9 protein-coding genes are annotated in these 17200 nt (G+C 59.7%); 1 reads left to right on the top strand and 8 read right to left on the bottom strand.

What is annotated here, in order from left to right:
• Positions 1-18: 18 nt before the first annotated feature.
• The 3 genes from E9954_RS06685 to E9954_RS06675 form a co-directional block, all read right to left on the bottom strand.
• The gene (locus E9954_RS06685; protein ID WP_136078434.1) at positions 19-993 is read right to left on the bottom strand and encodes a ThuA domain-containing protein; all 975 of its coding nucleotides are present in this window, start codon (positions 991-993) and stop codon (positions 19-21) included.
• Between the two features lie 180 nt (positions 994-1173).
• Complete coding sequence (locus E9954_RS06680) at positions 1174-1362, bottom strand: hypothetical protein (protein ID WP_136078433.1); 189 nt, start codon at positions 1360-1362, stop codon at positions 1174-1176.
• Positions 1363-1367: 5 nt separating this feature from the next.
• Positions 1368-4385: a sulfatase gene (locus E9954_RS06675; protein WP_136078432.1), complete on the bottom strand. Its 3018-nt coding sequence runs from the start codon at positions 4383-4385 to the stop codon at positions 1368-1370.
• 292 nt (positions 4386-4677) lie between these two features.
• On the opposite strand from E9954_RS06675, the gene E9954_RS06670 reads away from it, so the two are divergent.
• On the top strand, positions 4678-5592 hold the full coding sequence (locus tag E9954_RS06670) for an IS110 family RNA-guided transposase (protein WP_136078431.1): 915 nt from the start codon (positions 4678-4680) through the stop codon (positions 5590-5592).
• Between the two features lie 66 nt (positions 5593-5658).
• Here E9954_RS06670 and E9954_RS06665 read toward each other — a convergent pair whose 3' ends face one another.
• The 5 genes from E9954_RS06665 to E9954_RS06645 form a co-directional block, all read right to left on the bottom strand.
• Positions 5659-8661, bottom strand: coding sequence for a glycoside hydrolase family 71/99-like protein (locus E9954_RS06665; protein ID WP_136078430.1), 3003 nt, complete (start codon positions 8659-8661; stop codon positions 5659-5661).
• Between the two features lie 97 nt (positions 8662-8758).
• A complete protein-coding gene (locus E9954_RS06660; protein WP_136078429.1) occupies positions 8759-11080 on the bottom strand; it encodes a hypothetical protein in 2322 nt (773 codons plus the stop codon).
• A gap of 239 nt (positions 11081-11319) precedes the next feature.
• Complete coding sequence (locus tag E9954_RS06655) at positions 11320-13272, bottom strand: sulfatase (protein ID WP_222847083.1); 1953 nt, start codon at positions 13270-13272, stop codon at positions 11320-11322.
• A 130-nt stretch (positions 13273-13402) separates the two neighbouring features.
• Positions 13403-15817 (bottom strand): glycoside hydrolase family 2 TIM barrel-domain containing protein, encoded by a 2415-nt coding sequence (locus E9954_RS06650; protein WP_222847082.1) that lies wholly within the window; start codon positions 15815-15817, stop codon positions 13403-13405.
• Between the two features lie 127 nt (positions 15818-15944).
• Positions 15945-17165, bottom strand: coding sequence for a glycoside hydrolase family protein (locus E9954_RS06645; protein ID WP_136080162.1), 1221 nt, complete (start codon positions 17163-17165; stop codon positions 15945-15947).
• Between the last annotated feature and the right edge of the window lie 35 nt (positions 17166-17200).

Raw genomic sequence — 17200 nt, 5'->3', positions numbered from 1 at the left:
GGCGCCCCGCGCCGCATTCTATTTGTTGAGTTCGAAGTTCCGGCTCGATGCATTTTCCGCCGTTGGGAAATCCGACGGGACGTTCTGGGTCACCTTGCCGGTGGCCGCCCATTCGCAACCGCGCGTGAAGGTGATGATGAAATCCACGCCCTCGAGCGAATAGCTGTCGTGCCCCAGGGTGGTATGGAACGTCCGGCCTTTTCCGTAGTCGACAACCATCAGCATGGGTTCATGGCGGTCGGTGGGCGCCTTGCCGGATTCGTCCTTGCCGGTCGCCAGGATCGTCATGTTTTCGGCCGGCCCGCGCAACAGCGCATAGCATTCATCCTTGGCGGTCAGCCACTGCTCCGGAAGCCCCTTGGTGATCGGGTGGTCCTTCACGCGCAACGTGATCGGAACGTTGTGCTGAGGCCCGTGCTTGCCGCAGCCGCCCTTGTCGTCGTGGTCCTGCTTCAGCTCCCCTTCGTTGGTGTAGAAAACATAGGGCCCCGAGGCCGGGCTGCGACCGCCCCAGCCCCCGAGGCCGATCATCTTGTTATACTCGTCCCATTTTCCGAAGGCATTGTCGGCCGCATGCACCGAAACAAAGCCGCCGCCGTTTTCCATGTAGGTTTCCAGCGCACGCTGGGTCGCCTCCGGCCAGTCCGCCGCGCTGTTGCCAAAGTTGGAAACCACCACATCATAGTTCTTGAAGCCTGGAGTGAACTCCGGGTCGTGTTTCGGCTTTTCCAGATCCTGCGTTTCGCCAACGCCGGCCAGCGGAAGCCAGCGGCCTTCGCGCGTTTCGCCTCGCCAGGTGTATGCCGTGCGGTCGACATCGACCTCAAACAGTCCCGTGTCCTCCAGGTACTGCTTCATCATGATCGTCGACTTCGGCCAGACGACATGGTTGTTCTGGCCATCCACAATCAACGCTTTAAGCTTTGGTTTTGCATCGGCGATGCCGGCCAGCGCAACGGCAACCAATCCCAGACTCAACACACGGTGTTTCATACTCGTCTCCATTTGAGGAACTTGCAAAACCTCTGGTTTTGCCGTTCCAGTTATCAGGTGCTGGTTATTGGTTATCAGGACAAGTCATACGCAACCATCGGTTTAGCCCAATAACCAATAACTTTTAACAAAAAACCGCCTCGCAAACTCGAAGAGTTTTGCAAGAGGCTCATTTCATGCTTATTCAATTCTCGGTTCGGATCCCATCAGGAACCGGAGCCGGCCCTCATTCCGCAACACATTAAAGCCCACAATCGGATCCTCCAGCGGTGCCGTCCCGATCAATGGGTTGACATAATCTACCGGTTGCATGGCATTGCCGCAAGCGGCCAGCAACACAACGGACGCTGTTAGGATCAGTCTAGCCATCGATTTCATTGAAGATGCTGGCTCAGGCTCAGCATGAGACCGGCATGGGCCGGATCGTCGGCGAGGTTGTACCACTCGCCGGGGTCGCTGGCGTGGTCGAACAGCTGTTTGTTGCCGTCCGTCCATTCGGTGTAACGGTAGCGGCCATCGAAGACGCTGGTGCCGACAATCGCGCTGCCCGATGTCCGCTGGGTAATGGCCACTTCGCCCCACGGGATCCCCGGGGATTGCAACAAGGGCGCAAAGCTGTCGCCTTCGAGGCTGGCCGGCGGTGCAACCCCCGCCAGGTCGGCGAGCGTCGGGTAGACATCGACCAGCTCCACCACGCCCGTGTTCACCACACCGCATTCGGGCATCTCGGGCACATAGGCCATGAACGGCACCTTGGCATCGTAGGTATCCAGCAGGGTTTTGTTCCACCAACCGCGTTCGCCCTGGTGGTAGCCATGGTCCGTCCAGAGCATGACGACGGTATTCTGCCACAGCCCCAGCTCATCCATGGCATCGAACACCCTGCCGATCTGCGCATCGACATACGTTGAGCAGGCCGCATAGCAACGAAGGAATTCGAGGCGATCCTGCTCGTCCATGGCATTGAAGGCGATCATCGAGCCCCCCGTAACGGCGAGCGCCTGCGGCGGCAGCGGCGATGCATCAACCGGGTCGGCATGCAAAACCAGATGGGTGAGCGGATAGAGGTCGAAGTAGCGCTTGGGCGCATCGAACGGGTCGTGCGGCTTCTTGAAACCCAGCGCCAGGAAGAAGGGATCGGTACGTTTGGTGTTCAGGATTTCAATGGCCTTTTCGGCCATGATGCCGTCGCCGAGGTCGTTGTCGGCGCAGTCGGGCGCGCGCCACTTGCACCACGAAAGGGGCGATGCCGCATCGGCGGTCATGTTCACCCACTCGCCGCTGTTGCCTGCGGGGGTTGCCGCAAACGTGTTGATTTGCAGATCCCACGAAAGTGGATCGAGCTGGGAGCCGTGCAGGATCTTTCCGAGGCTGGCCGTATAATATCCGTTGCCGCGGAAACACTGAGGCAATGTAACCGCATCCGCCACCGCAGGATCGGAACTATCCCGGAAATAGTCCTCGTTGTTCAGGATGCCGGTGGACTCCGGCCGCAGGCCGGTCAGGAACGAGGCGCGGCTCGGGTTGCAGTAGGTCGCCTGGCAGAAGGCATTGTTGAACTTGACCCCCTTGGCCGCAAAACGATCCAGGTTCGGCATCTGCACGATGTTGTTGAGCGAGAACGATTCGTGGTCGCGCAGGTCGTCCACCACGATCAGCAGGACGTTCAGTGGCTTGTCGGGATCGTACGGACGGGAGACGCGGTAAAAGTTTTGATTCGAAACCGCCGTCGTATCCACGTACGTGACGGTGTTGCCGTCCGCCCCGCCGTCCGGATAGTCCGAGGCAAGAACCATCCACTCGGGGTTGGCAAGGTCGCTGTTGCGCTCGACCGTGAAGCGCTGGTTCAGCGCCGCCTCCCACGACACCGTGACATATCCGGTAACCGGATCGACTTCGGTTTGTATCAGCTCGAACGGGTGCGAGCCGTAGCCCGGCAGCGCGGTGTCCGGCGGGGTGCCGACCAACTGCGCCTCGAAGTCGCGGATTTCCAAGCGGGTGAACGAGCTGCGGTAGGATTCGCAGAGCAGGCCGACGCCCGTCACGTTGTCGAAGGTCATCGCCGCAAAACTTCCCAGGCTGGGGAGCCCGAGGTCGGCGGCATCGGTATCGAACGTGGCGAATTCAGCCGGATCGAAGGGCGCCCACTGCAAGCCCGGCGAAGCGCCATCGATGGAAAAGATTCCTGAAGATGCCGTAATCCCCTCCAGACTGGAGAGATAGCAGGTGCCGCCGTCACGGATCACATAGCGCGTTCCGCCGGGGCCGAAGTAGGCCGCGCCCGCCTCAACCTGGAACGAACTGTTGGTGGTAGCGTCGAACCCAAACGATGACCCGGGCGAGAGGAAGTCGGACGAATCCCACAGTAGCATGGCGCGCGCCGCGGACGAGCCGGCTCCGCCGTCCATTCTCACAACGAGATCGTTCTGGGCGGAATTGATCCAGATGTGGTTGTTTCCCAGCAGGCTGTCGCCGGCAGAGGTTACGACCGCGCCTCCGTAAATGCGCGTGCCGGGGCTACCCCCGTTAAAAAGGTATGCCGCATCGCTCCAGTCGATCCTACGCTCCGCGTCGGTGTTGACCACATCGGTACGGCTCGATTCAACGGAGGATGCAAGCGCCTCGAAAGCCGCGGATGCATCCACCACCAAGACGGAAGTTGCTGCAGTTCCCGATCCAGTTGCGGAAACATCGAACGAGAGGCCGGCCAGCCCAACCCCATTGCCCGAAGTGGGCGGCTGCGTGAACGAGACCATTTCGCCGGCGGCCAGCGAAATGCCGGATAAACCGGCAGTCCCCGACACGCCCATATTGTCGAAACTGTTGGTCGAATCGGCATCGACCAAGATCATGTCGCTGCTGGTGGTGCCGTAGCCCCAATCCCAAGAGATAAAATCAATGGCAACATGACCGCTCGCGAGTGTCCAGTCGAGCGATTCGATATTGGGTGCCGGAAGGGTTGCCCCATCAATTCTACCCGAGTTCTGCCCCTGCACCGCCATCACCCCGGTGTCGGCACCCTCGAGGGTCACATTGGCATTTCCGTCCGAATTCGCGGCGTTGGCTTCCAGCGTAAAGGAGGTGCCAAACAGGTTGCTGTCGGCCACCGTCCCAACCGCGCCGTCCCAACCGTTCACCGTATCGATATTGATCTGGTCGCCGCTGGTCGTTGCAGCATCGAGCGAAACATGGCCCGAACCATCCACGGTGAAAGTAAACGTTAGCGGCGCACTGCCCAGATAAAGCCGGTCGGCACCAACGTTGGTTGACGCCACGTTAAAGTCGAGCGTGATCGAGGCGACCGATGCCTGCACAAAAAACACGACAATACCGAGCGCCTGCGCAAAGCGCTTTGGAGTGAAAGCGGTGTCGCCCGTTGGTTGCCACCGCACTTGTATGTTTCTCCAACCAACTCAAAACAGGTAGGGAAAAAGGATTTTGAGAATGAATTTCTATAACGTCGGAGAAATCCTTTTTCCCGTGAAAGGGGTTGTGCAATCCTCGTAGAGGAGTGCCTCCCCCGGCCGGCCAGCCGGGAGAGGTTCCCGTCCGGTGAGATCGTGCCGCACTGGTTCGCCTTTGGCGAACGTTCTGGAGCCCGGATCCGCCGGATGGTTGCCATATTGAACTCGAACTGTTGCATGAGCCGTACGAGCGAGCTCGCATTAGCAAGTAGGAGCAAATATGAACAAGGAAAAAGTATACTGTGGCGTCGATGTTTCCAAGAAGCATCTGGATGCCTTCAACGGAAAAACAGCGCGTCGCTTCGACAACACCTGCGAGGGTGCCACGGCGCTGATGAACTGGGCGGGCAGCGCCCACTATGTCTTCGAGTCCACGGGCGGCTACGAACGCATGGCCGCCTGGATGGTGATGGCCGCCAGCGGCACCGCGAGCATCGTGAACCCGTCGCGCGTCCGGCACTTCGCGCTGGGCATGGGGCAGATCGCCAAGACCGATCCGATCGACGCGCGGATGATCCGCGACTTCGCGTCGCACACCGACCCCAAGCCCTCCGAGAAGCCTTCGGCGACGCAGCGCAGGCTCACCGCCCTCGTTGATCGAAGGGTGCACCTGAGCGACATGCATACGGCCGAGAAGAACCGCTTGGGAACTGCCGACGAGCCGGAGATGGTCAGACTGATCAAGCAGCATCTCAAGTGGCTTGAAAAGCAGCTCGAGAAAATCGAAGCGAAAATCAAAGATACCCTTGCCGAAGACGCAACCATGACGCAGAAGGCCAAGTGTATCCAGTCCATCAAAGGCCTGGGCATCGTCAATGCGGTGACCCTGCTCGCCCACCTCCCTGAGATCGGCACGCTTTCGCGCAGGGAAATCGCGTCGCTGGCGGGACTCGCCCCCTTCAACCGGGACAGCGGGGGCAAGTCCGGCAGGCGGCATGTCTGTGGCGGGCGCCGAAGGTTGCGTTCCTGCCTGTACATGGCTGCCATGAATGCCAGGACATACAACCCAGTTCTTCGCGAGTTCTACCAGCGTCTGGTAAATGAAAACCACCGCCCAAAAATGGTCGCGCTTACGGCGGTCATGAGAAAGTTGCTCATCGCTGCTAACTCCGCCGTGAAAAATGCTGAAATTTAGGTTGCTGTTAAGCACTGTTGCTCCAGGGCGGCTGTGCCGCAAGCCTTTCAACAACATTGCACTCTCCTATTTCTTCGCCGGTTTGCGGAGCTGGTAGAAACTGGCCTCATTCGTGGCCAGCGCATCGTAGAGCACCATGCCGTTGGTGAAGGTTAATCCGCTGCCGACTTCCGTCCAATCGTTGGATGCCAGGTTGCCGCTTTCGAAGAGGCGCCAGCCGGTGACGTCCGACATTTCCGGCCAGGCCAGTCCCGTGTCGGCAAACTCGATCGTCGGGGCATCGGCCTGTGCACCGCCCTGCTCTTCCGGCAGGAAGACGCTCACGCGGCGGATCGCCACGGTGTTGCCGCCGGTGATGTTGATGCGGAAATCCGACAGGCCGTTTTGGCGGTTTCCGAAATAACCATCGGCCACATTCCACCGATAATACTTCCAACCGCCGGAGCCCGGCGTGATTTCGACATCCGGATGGAGGCTGTAGGCCGCCGAGGTGCCGTCGTACTGGAGGCGGATGGTTTTGCCCGGCGCGTCGTCGTAATATTCCAGCTCGATGGTGGCCGCCTGTCCTGCGGTATTTGCATAGACCATGGCATCATCGATGCCGAAGTAAAAATAGGACGCGCCGTTGGTGCGGCAACTTTGGTTGCCGAGCACCAATCCGTCGGTCACTCCGTCCGGGGGTTGCGGATGGGATAGGCCGGTAACCACATCGTTGGTGCCCAAATAGCAGGTTGCATCGTCGCCCGCATAGGCCGCAGGCGTGATTTCCGATTCCAACGGAAGGGTGGCCGACACCGGGCGCTGTCCGTTGAGCATCTCGCGGGCGGCCTCGCTGAGCTGGAGATACCAGAACGGATCGCGCCCCTCGTTGTCGATATAGTGCCCCCAGGTGTTGGTGCCCTCCGAATAGATGTTCGGATGGTTGTCTTGCATGGGCATGATCGCGGTGCCTTCGTCGTATTCATCGAACATGCCGAGGAAGATTTGGTCGGCGCCCACGGCCACGGCGTTGTAGAGCCTGTCCCAATAGAACTGCCCGCCGTCGCGCGCGGTGTGCTGATAGGGATAGACCGTCTGCTGCAGGTTGTTCCAGGAAAAGCCCGGCCAGGCGTGCGGCAGGATCTTCATGCCCCAGCTGTCGAGCGCGGCTTTCCGGCTGGCCAGGGTGCCCAGGTCGCGTTCCATCCAGATGAGCAACTGGTCGTAGCGCTGGAAATGGTCTTGCCACTCCGGTTCGGACTTCCAGCGCGTGCCGCAGATCAGGTAGAGGTTTTGCGCGGCAAACCAGTCGACCACCGCATTGGCAAGCGCGGGCGAGTGGTCGCGCACCCCGAAGCCCCAGATGAAAACCACCGGCTTCCCATCCTCGCGGGCATAGCGCGGATCGTCGGTAATGTGCGCCTCGTTGACCATCCAGTTCCAGTCGTTGGTCATGATATCCATGGCTTCATTGAAGTCGGTCGAGAGCCCGCTGATGTCGTACTCGAGCGCCCAGATGCGCCCCTCCTTGGCGGCGGCCTCGCGGACGTTGTTGAGCACGAACTGCTTTCCCCCGTTGGCGCCGCTGCGGCTGGCGTTCACGAAATACTGGAGGTAGGCGCCGTCGATGCCGTGCTTGCGCATCCAGCGGAAGTGGCGCTGCACGGTTTCAGGATCGCGGGAGGAAAAGAGGTAGGCGGGACGACCGTCCTGATGCAGCAGGTCGCCGGCGCGGTAGAGGCCTTCGGCATCGTAGTCGTCGAGATAGGGCCACGCGTCGATCGTCATCCAGCTTTCATCGGGCTTGTCGTTGCTGCCGCGCCCCCAGTGGTTCCACCCACTGTCCATCACATCGTTGGGCGCGCCGAACCAACCTTGGTAGCCCGTCATCACCTTGCCGGCCAGCGTGGTGTTGTCGACCAGGTCGTGCACTTCCCCTGCGTACGGTTCCAGCCAGGGTTCGGACAGCGCAAGCTGGAACATTTCGTCGGCATAAGGCGCCGTGCTGATCTGCACGCCGGCAATCCGCAGCGGCGTGCCGTCGCTGCTTTGCAATTTGAACCGGAAGTCGTTGCCCCCATTCTGCCGGCCGTTGAACAGGGGTGATTTAAATTCCTGATAGCTGTAGACAAAACCGCCGCCACCGACGCGGCTGGAGCGCGAATGGGTTTCGGCATCCTGGAATTTATCGGCCGTGGCATCCCCCAGCGTTGAATCGTATTCGGCAAACAGTCTTCCGTATCCGGAATCGTGGTATTCAATGCGGACATAAACCGGCTGTCCGGGCACAAAGCCAAACGCACCGGGCACATCGAAATAGAGTTGGCCATCCGCACTGTCGGAAACCCAGACCGTGCGTCCTTCGAAGGATTGGGTGGTATACGAGGTCTGGTTGTCCGGTGTCAGGTCGGCGGTTTCCGGGGCCACCGTTCCATCGATGATGTCGAACGAAAAACCCGCCAGCGCATAGCCGTCGTTTTCCACGCCCAGGTCGGCATTGCCGAACAGCAATTGCTGACCGCTTTGAAGCCGCAGGCCTTCGCCCACGAGATTCCACGTTCCCTCCAGCCCGTCGAGGCTGTTGGTGAGCGAGCCGCCGGGGGCGGTGAGCTGCATATCGACCGTCGTGTTGGCTCGATGGTTCCAAGCCACCGAATTCAAGGCGAGCAACCCATCCGGAATGATGGCATCCGCCGAGACAAATTCAATGCCGGGGCGATCGATGCGCCAGGCATTCTGGCCGCCGACGCCCAGGCCGCCACCGCCATTGTCGGTGAGCTTCAGGCCGGAACCGCCGACATCGTCGAGCACAAGGGAAAAAGAGGTGTTGAATGCGCCGGAGTGGCCGATGGAACCGACCGCCCCATCCCACGCATCGACGGCATCGATGACGATCTGTTCGCCCCGTGTCGTCGAGGCATCCAGCGTAACAACGCCGGCGGCGTCGACCGAAAACACCAGCGTCAACGTTCCCAGCTCGTTGGTGGTGGATTGGGGCAAGGTGGAGTTAAAAAAATCCACCGAAACCTCGGCCGAAGCCGCAACCACGGCCAGCACCCAGATTCCAGCCCATTTAATTCCTTGTTTCATGTAGTCATTCCCTCTTTTTGAAACTGACGTATTCCGCCGTATAAACCAAACCCCGCCATCGGGCGGGGTTCGGATAAGGCTAAGGACAGGTATACGACTAGTTTTGTTCAACCACTAGCTTGATGAACTTTTTCGTATTGGCATCGACCGGAACATGGTTGGTGACGGTCTTGAAGCCCGGAGCACCCTCGCCTTCGTCGATCACCGTGTAGCCGTCGTCCGCCCAATTCGGTAAGGTCAGCCCGGCGTCCGAAACGTTGAGCGTGTAGCCCATGTCGACCGGAACCGGGTGGCGGCGCGTGTAGACATATTCAATGACGTTCGAGGAACCGCCGGCATCGATCAGGCTCGAAACGGGCATGTAGGCCGGGGCAACCGTGCCGTTGACCGGGTTGCCGCCCACGGCAAACTCGTAGAGGTTGTCGAGGCCGTCGTTGTCGTCGTCGTCCAGCATGCCGCCGGTCATGGAGGGGTACAGCGCCGCCCAGTCGGTATAGCTCAGGGCCTTCGCCGGAACAATCTGGAAGCTGAATCCGCCCAGTGCGATGCCCCAGGTATAATTGGTCACCGCCGTGAACGTCAGCGCCTGTCCACTGCCGATCGAAAAGCCGTCGGCGGCGACGTTCTGGTCGCCAAACTGTGCAGTCGCGGTGTAGAGCAGCGCGGTATCGGCATCGCTCAGCTCGATCCCTGCATTGTTGAGTGAGTTGCCGTAGGAGAAGCTTTCGAAGTCGAGGGAGACATCGCCACTCAGCGTCCAAGCCATGGCTTCCATGTTGGTCCTGACATTCAACGTGTAGCCGTCGATGCGTCCGGAGTTCTGCCCCTGGATCGCCAGAATGCCGCCATTGTTGTTCCAGAGGGTGATAATGCCGTCCGTCGTGACATTGGTGGTGGTCACACTGGCCGCTCCCGTGAGGGTGAAGGATTTTCCAAAGAGGGCTGCATTGGTCACGAATCCGACGTCGGCGCTGTCCCATCCATTCACGGCATTGGTTTCGTTTGCGCCGGAGTCCGTCGTGGAGGCATCCAGCGAAACCACACCCGAACCGTCGATGGCAAAGTCCAGGGTGATGGTTCCGGCATTGCCGAAGTCGAGTTTGGTGCTATCGTCGTAGCTGAACAGGATTCCAACGCCGGGTTCCGGCGGGGGTTCATAGGCATCGACCAGCACAAACTCGAAGCCGCTCAGCACATAGCCTTGGTTGGTGACGGCAACGCCGACCACCATGGCGTCGTCGTTGTTTGCCAAAACACTTTGCTCAATGACCAAGGTGCCCGAGGAGGTGATTGCGTTGGTGAACGATCCGCTGGAAGCATCCAGCTTCAGGTAGGCCGGCGATTGGGTGCTGGTTAGTTCGAAGTTTTTCATTTTCAGGGCCACGCCCGGCAACGAATCGAGGGTCAGCGCCAAGGATTCGGAAGGCTGGTCCACGCGCCACTGGTTTTGTCCGGTAAGCCCGAGGCCGCCGGTACCGCCCCAGCCACTCAGGCGCAGATCGCCGCTGATCGACTCAAGCTTTACGCTGAAAGAGACATTGTTGGTATAATCCACATAGCCCGCTGGCCCGTCCCATGCATCGACGATGGCCACGAGGGCGGCATTGGTTTCTTCGCACGAAGCGTCCAGCGTAACAAAACCCACGGCATCCACGTCGAAATCGAGGGTAATCGAAATGGGCATGTTGGTTACGGTGGCCGGATCGTTTGGCAAGCTGTTGGTGAAGACCACCTTGACACCCGGATCGGGAATTTCCTGCACCACATCAAAAGAAATACCGGCCAGTACGTAACCATCGCCATTGTTGGTGGTGGCATTCATGAAGGCAATATCCTTCCCGTTATTGAGGATAATGTTTTCCGCATCCAAATCCCACGTGCCATCGCTCTGGGGCAAGGCATTCGTGTATGCCCCCTGCGGGCCGATTGCTTTCATCTGCACGCTGCCGTTGGCCCGGCTAGTCCAATCAACTGCTTTAAAATCAATGGAGGCACCGTCAAGGCCGCTCGGCGTAACCTTTACCTGCTCCGTTTCCGTACGATCAATCCGCCACTGATTCTGGCCGGTAACACCAAAACCACCTAGATCATCCTCGCTCAGGCGCAGGGTGCCGCCCTGGGCCACGAGGGCGATGCTGAAGCTTGTACCGAACGCCCCGCTATAACTAACCGTCCCCACCGGACCGTCAAACTTGTCGATCTCCGCAACGATGGTCGCATTGGATTCCGAGCAGGAGGCATCCAGGGTCACGTTGCCGCCGCCATCGACTGCAAAGTCCAGCGTAACGGTTCCAGGCGTGTTTTCCGCAAACGGGTTGGCCGCCTTGGCAAGGTTATTGGTGAACATGACCGAAACATCGGCCTGGCTGGCGGCAGCCGCCGTCAGCATCGCGATCAGACTTAACTTGAACGTACTCATGCTACTTCTCCTCCGGGGTTATGGTTAATCGTACCCGATTCATGGTAGAACGATTTAGCATAGTTTGATTCATCGTCAAGCGATTTTTTTTGAATTTGTTATATGCCCAGCGTTATGTGTTTAATTCGCGATTCACAAAATTCGGCCTATCGACAATTCATTCCAATATTCACCTAAAAGGATTATCGTTTATCCCATTTCAGGGCATCCACCGCAGCCCGATTGCAGAGCCCTAACGATTAGTTGAGCGGCTTAACCAACACTTCCGCCACAACGGGATCGGCATCGGGCCTATCGAACGCAATGCGCAGGTCGCCGCCGTTGCTGCGGCCGGAAAACTGGGCGTCGTCGAGGTTGAACAGGAGGGTTTTCCATTGGCCGGAGTTGCCGACCTTAAACGTGGTTGCCTGCTTGAAGGTTCCTCCAGCGTTTGCCGATGCATCGCTGGAGTCATACTGCACAAAGCCGCGCGTATTCCCTTGATCCAGATAGGTAATTTGGATCTGCACCCTCGGCTGTTTGGCGTTGGCGTATTTCCGGTTCCGTAGCTTGAAATAGAAATAGGTCGGCGCGCCGTCGCGAATCTTCGAGATCCAGACCTCCTTCCCGTTCACCTTGTCCGGCGTCATTTCCGCCTCATCACTGTTTTCCCGCGGAACCATCGGCGAGCCTTGAACGGTATCCGAAAGCTTCTTCGGCGCGGCTTTCCTTTTGCCGACCCACTTGAAGGAATCGCCCTCGGTGACCAGCTTTAGTTCGTCGCCAATCATGCCCGGTTCGGCAAAGGCTTGCGGCGCGGAGGCGGCCAGCTGCGTTTTCAGCTCCTTGAACTCCGGATTGTTGGCCAGGTTGTTCCATTCGTTGGGATCCTGCCTCGTGTTGTACAGTTCTTCCGTACCGTCGGCATAGCGGATGTAGCGCCAGTTGCGGTTGATGATCGCATATTCCTCCGGCTTCATGCCCGGCAGCAGCACCTCGCGGTCTTTCGCCGTTGAAGGATCGGCCAGTATGGGGGCCAGCGAGGTGCCGTCGCGCGCCTGCCCATCCTTGATTCCGCACAGCTCGGTCAGCGTCGGGAACATATCCATCAGCGAAACGGTTGCCTCCACATCGGCTCCCTTGAAGATGCCCGGCCCCGCCCAAATGAACGGCACGTTCGATGTCCGCTCCCAGAGCGTGTGCTTGCCCCAGTCGAACTTTTCGCCGTGGTGGTAGCCTTGGTCGCTCCACAGCACCACGATGGTGTTGCCCGCATTCGGCCCCGACTCGATGGCTTCGAGCAGACGGCCCAGCATGGCATCCTGGTAGGAGATGCAGGCGAGGTAGCCATGGATGGCATCATCCACGGCATCGAGCGCTTCCAACCGCTTGTGGATTTCGCTGCGGCCGGTCTTGGCCTTCTTGACGGCGGGTGGCAGGTCATCGAGGTCGTCGGCCCGGTAGGGCGGAAGCTCGATCTTGCCGGGGTCGTAGAGGTCGAAATATTTTTCCGGCGCATAGTTCGGGAAATGCGTGGCATAGAGCCCCACCCCCACGAAGATCGGCTGGTCGTGCTTTTGACGGAGCAACGCGCAGGCCCACTCGGTACGCAGGGTGTCGGCCATCTTTTCCTCGTCCTCGTTCTTGATCTTGCCCCACTCCATGAAAAACTTGTTCGCCGGTTCGCGATCCTGGTTGTAGACACTGTTGGGATAGGGATCGGGAAGAATCGGGTCGTCCACATTCCAGGTGTTGATGTTCCAGCCCGCTTTGCGTTGCGCGTCGGTGCGGAAGAAATATTCCGTCCAGCCGCGCTGGTCGATGAAGCCCGCCGGATGATGAAACAACTTGCCCGCGCCATAGGTGGCATAGCCACCGTCGTGCAGCACCTTGTGGAGCGGATTGATCTCCGGATGGTTGTGGAAATAAACCTGCGTGGTGTAGCACCCCGTCGTGCTGGCATGGCGTCCCGTGAATATGGCCGACCGCGATGGCGCACAAAACACACCGGCCGCATGCGCATTCAAAAAATTGACGCCGTTTTTCGCCAGCCGGTCCATGTTCGGCGTAACCGCTTGCGCATAGCCCATTGCCCCGACCCAGTCGTTCATATCGTCCAGTGAAAAGAACAGCACATTCGGCGCCTTCGCGTTTGCACCGGAAACCAATCCCGCCAAAAGGGCAACTTGCACCCACTTCATCTTCATCTTCATCCTCTCTGTCCTATTTCGCTTCAATTCCTGCGATTCATGCAAAACCTTCATCAAACACAAGGATGAAACGTTTAACTACATAGAGGAGTGGACACCGGATCGAATTAAAGTTGGACGTCGGCCCTGACGTCTATCGCGCGGTCAGGTGCACCGCATGCGGCTGGAGGCCTTGCGAGGTGGCCTTCACGTCAATCGTTCCGGCTTGCTTGCCGGCCTTGACGATGAGCATGCAAAGTCCGTTGAAGGCATCGCGCCGGTTGGCCTGGAACGGCGCGGTGGTGGCGGCGTTGCCGTTGCCCACGGCGGCAATGCGCCCTGCCCCCGCCACCTCGAACTCGACCGAGTTGTCGGCCAGCGGGCAAAGGTTGCCGTCGGCATCCTCGATCCGCACGGTAACATAGGAGAGGTCGGCTCCGTCGGCGGCGATCCCGGAGCGGTCGGGGACCAGTCTGATTTTTGCCGGCGCACCGGCGGTCTTGATTTCTTTTTCCGCAACGGGTTTGCCGCCGATGTATCCGACCACCTTCAAGCTGCCGGGCGCATAGGGCACGTCCCACGACAGACGGTATTTCGACATGAACGTATCGCCATCATAGCGGTTGAACTTCACCAGCAGTTGGGTCAGGTCTTTGCCTTTCACCTTTTTTCCGGCGGACGCTCCGTTCACGAAAAGCTCCACCTCTTCGCAGTTGGTGTAGGCGTAGACCGGAATGGTGGAGTGGCCGGTCCCCTCCCAGTTCCAATGCGGCAGCACGTGCACCATCGGTTTCGCGGTCCACTGGCTTTGGTAGAGATAGAAGCGGTCCTTCGGGAACCCGCAGAGGTCGACCGCGCCGAAATAGGAACTGCGCGACGGCCAGTCGGCATTCCAATAGCCATTGGTGCTGTTGTCCTTGCCGCCGTAGGGCGTCGGTTCGCCGAGATAGTCGAAACCCGTCCAGACATATTCGCCGAGGATTTCGGGGTTCCGCTCCAGCGCATCGTATTCGACATCCGGCGGATAGGCCCACGGCGGGCCGATGAGGTCGTAGCTGGAGACCTGTTTGGATTCGTGCGTCTTGTATTTTTCGATCAGCAGGTGGTAGACGCCCCGGCTACTGGTGCAGGAGGAGGTTTCGGAACCGACCACCGGATGGTTCGGCAGGAATTCGTTTACGGGAGCACCATAGGCCAACGGCTTGTAGTTCATACCGGCAATGTCGACCTGCCCCGCCATCCCCGTCTGGTACGGCCCCGGCCACCAGTTGAAGCCGCAGGTGGTCGGGCGGGATGGGTCGAGCTCCTTCACATAGTCGTTCAGCTGCTTGGCAACGCGGGGGCCTTCCACTTTTTCCCGCTGCTCGATGATCTCGTTGCCGATGCTCCACATGAAGACGGACGGGTGGTTGCGGTCGCGCCTGACCATATCCTTGATGTCGCGCTCGCCCCACTCCTCGAAAAACCGGTTGTAGCCGTTTTCAACCTTGGGGATTTTCCAGACATCGAACGCCTCGTCCTGCACCAGGATGCCCAGCTCGTCGCAGAGATCCATGAACTCGTTGGAAGGCGGGTTATGGCTGGTGCGCACGGAGTTGACGCCCATCTGTTTCATGATCTGCAGCTTGCGTTCGTCCGCGCGGCGATAGGTGGCGGCGCCCAGCGGACCGTTATCGTGATGCAGGCAAACGCCCTGGATCCGCACGGGCCTGCCGTTCAGCTTGAATCCGGATTTGGAAAATTCCAGCGTCCGGATGCCGAAACGGGTTTCCACCTGATCCACCATCGCCCCATCCACCCGAACGGTTGTGCGCAGCACATAGAGATTCGGCGAGTCGATGTCCCACAGCCGGGGGTTTTCAACCACCAGATCCGGCGTCGTTCCGGCGGCCACGACCCCGCCGTTCGGATCAATAATTTCATACCCGATGTCGCCTTCGCCGACGAGCGTTGTTTCCACATGCACCGTGGCCTGTGTTTCCGTGATGGTCGGCGTTGTGACAAACGTGCCCCACGGCGCAACGTGCACCGGGTTGCGGTAGTCGATCCAAACGTTGCGATAGATCCCGGCGCCGGGATACCAGCGGGACGAGAGGTCTTCCGGCGAGAGCTTCACGGCAATCACGTTGGAGCCGCCATGGTTCAGATGCTTGCCAACCTCATGCCGGAATTCGCTATAGCCATACGGGCGGTTGCCGAGGAACTGGCCATTGATCCAGACCTGCGCGTTGTACATCGCCCCATCGAACGTGATGTAAACCACGTTGCCCTCGGCCTCGGCCGGCACGTCGAAGGTTTTGCGGTACCAGCCGATGCCATGGAACGGAAGCCCGCCGCAGCGTGCGTTGTATTTGACATCGAACGGACCCTCGATGGCCCAGTCGTGCGGCAGATCCAAGGCGCGCCATTTGGCATCGTCGAACGCGGCAACCTCGGCGCCGGGGGCATCGCCCTTGTGGAAGCGCCAGCCCTCGTTGAACGAGCTTCGGTATTCCAGCGCGTCCCCGCCCAGCCGCCTAGAGCCCATCGGCCAGGCCGAGGCCGCGGTTCCCGCCATTGCTACGCCCACAAAACATCTCCTATCCACAACCCACCTCGCCTTCTTCGCATGAACCATGGATGATAGCGATTCCCATCCGCGTTGCAACCGCAAGGCGTTAGGCCTAAAGGATAGGTTGGGGAATGCTGGATCATGTTCATTGCGTTTTCAGGTCTTCGCGGGCGATGGCTTCGATTCTCTTTCGGGCCCCGCCGAGGCCGCTGCGGAAATAGAATTCCGGCGGCCAATAGTGCTCCGGATCCTTCATGCCCTGGTCGTGGTAGTCCAGGCTCAGGTCGCAGTCGAACCGGCCAAGGATGCCGTGCCTCTTGTTCTTCCCGCCCATCGTCGTGAAGTGGCAGAGGCCCCAGGTGATGCCGCGGCCATCCTTGGTGTCGGTGAAGGCGTCGGGCACATAGGGGCCGGCCGCTATCGGCATCAGGATGGAATTGGCGACCCGCGAAAAATTGATGCCATCGGGGGCCCATTGAATGCTTTCGAGCTCGTTGCCATGGCGGCCGGTCAGCGCCGCAATGCCCCCCTTGAAGGGAAACAGGGCGGTTTCATGGCCCGAGTTGAGCACCGGGTTCAGCGGGCATTTTTCGAACGGCCCCAGTGGATGGTCGGCGGTGGCGAGGCCCTGCGCGCGGACCATCTCGGGCAGGCCATTGAAGTCGGATTTGTAGTAGAGATGGATTTTCCCGTTGTAGACGAGCGGATACGGGTCGTGGATGCAATATTGGTCCCACGTCCCTTCCGGTCCGTTCGGAACGATGATTTCGTTGACCGGCGTCCAGGGGCCGTCCGGGGAATCCGCCCAGGAACAGGCCACGGGGCAGTCGTCGCCGCGCGTGCCCGGCATTTCCAGGAAGCCCTGGTAGTAGAGATAGTATCGTCCATTCCAGCAGAGCACATCCGGCGTGGAGACCGAGCGCCAACCCACCTTCGGCTTCGGGGGGCGCGGCACCGCAACGCCCTGCTCCGTCCACGTGAAGCCATCTTCGCTGGTGGCATACCAGATTTCCGCCAGGTCCCAGTCGAACGAAGGCCGCGTGTCGCTTCCGCCCCTCGCCCCCTGGGGCGGGGTTTCGGTTCGGCGGCAGGTGTACCAGACATAGTATTTCCCATTGGCCTTGACGACCTTGGAGGGATCGCGGCGGGAAATGGTGCCATCGTGGTTGTGGTAGTCCAGCCCTTCGAGCTGGGTGTAGCGGAACTTGGAAAAGAGCTCGTTCCACCAATAGGTCGGCGAGGCGTAGTCGTCGTACGCGCGCTCCATTGCGGCGCTCAACGGCATGCTGGGTTTTTCCAGTGGCATCTTGAAGGGGAAACTGGATGGCTCCCCGCCGGTTCCGAAGAGCGGCAACGCCACCGCCATGGCCGGCAAAAGCTTGATGTGCAGATTCATGGGTT

Origin of the sequence: Pontiella desulfatans, from assembly GCF_900890425.1 — a bacterium.
Lineage (GTDB): Bacteria > Verrucomicrobiota > Kiritimatiellia > Kiritimatiellales > Pontiellaceae > Pontiella > Pontiella desulfatans.
Note: the sequence above shows the minus strand (reverse complement) of the source record. Positions and strands in the feature narration are given on the sequence as shown.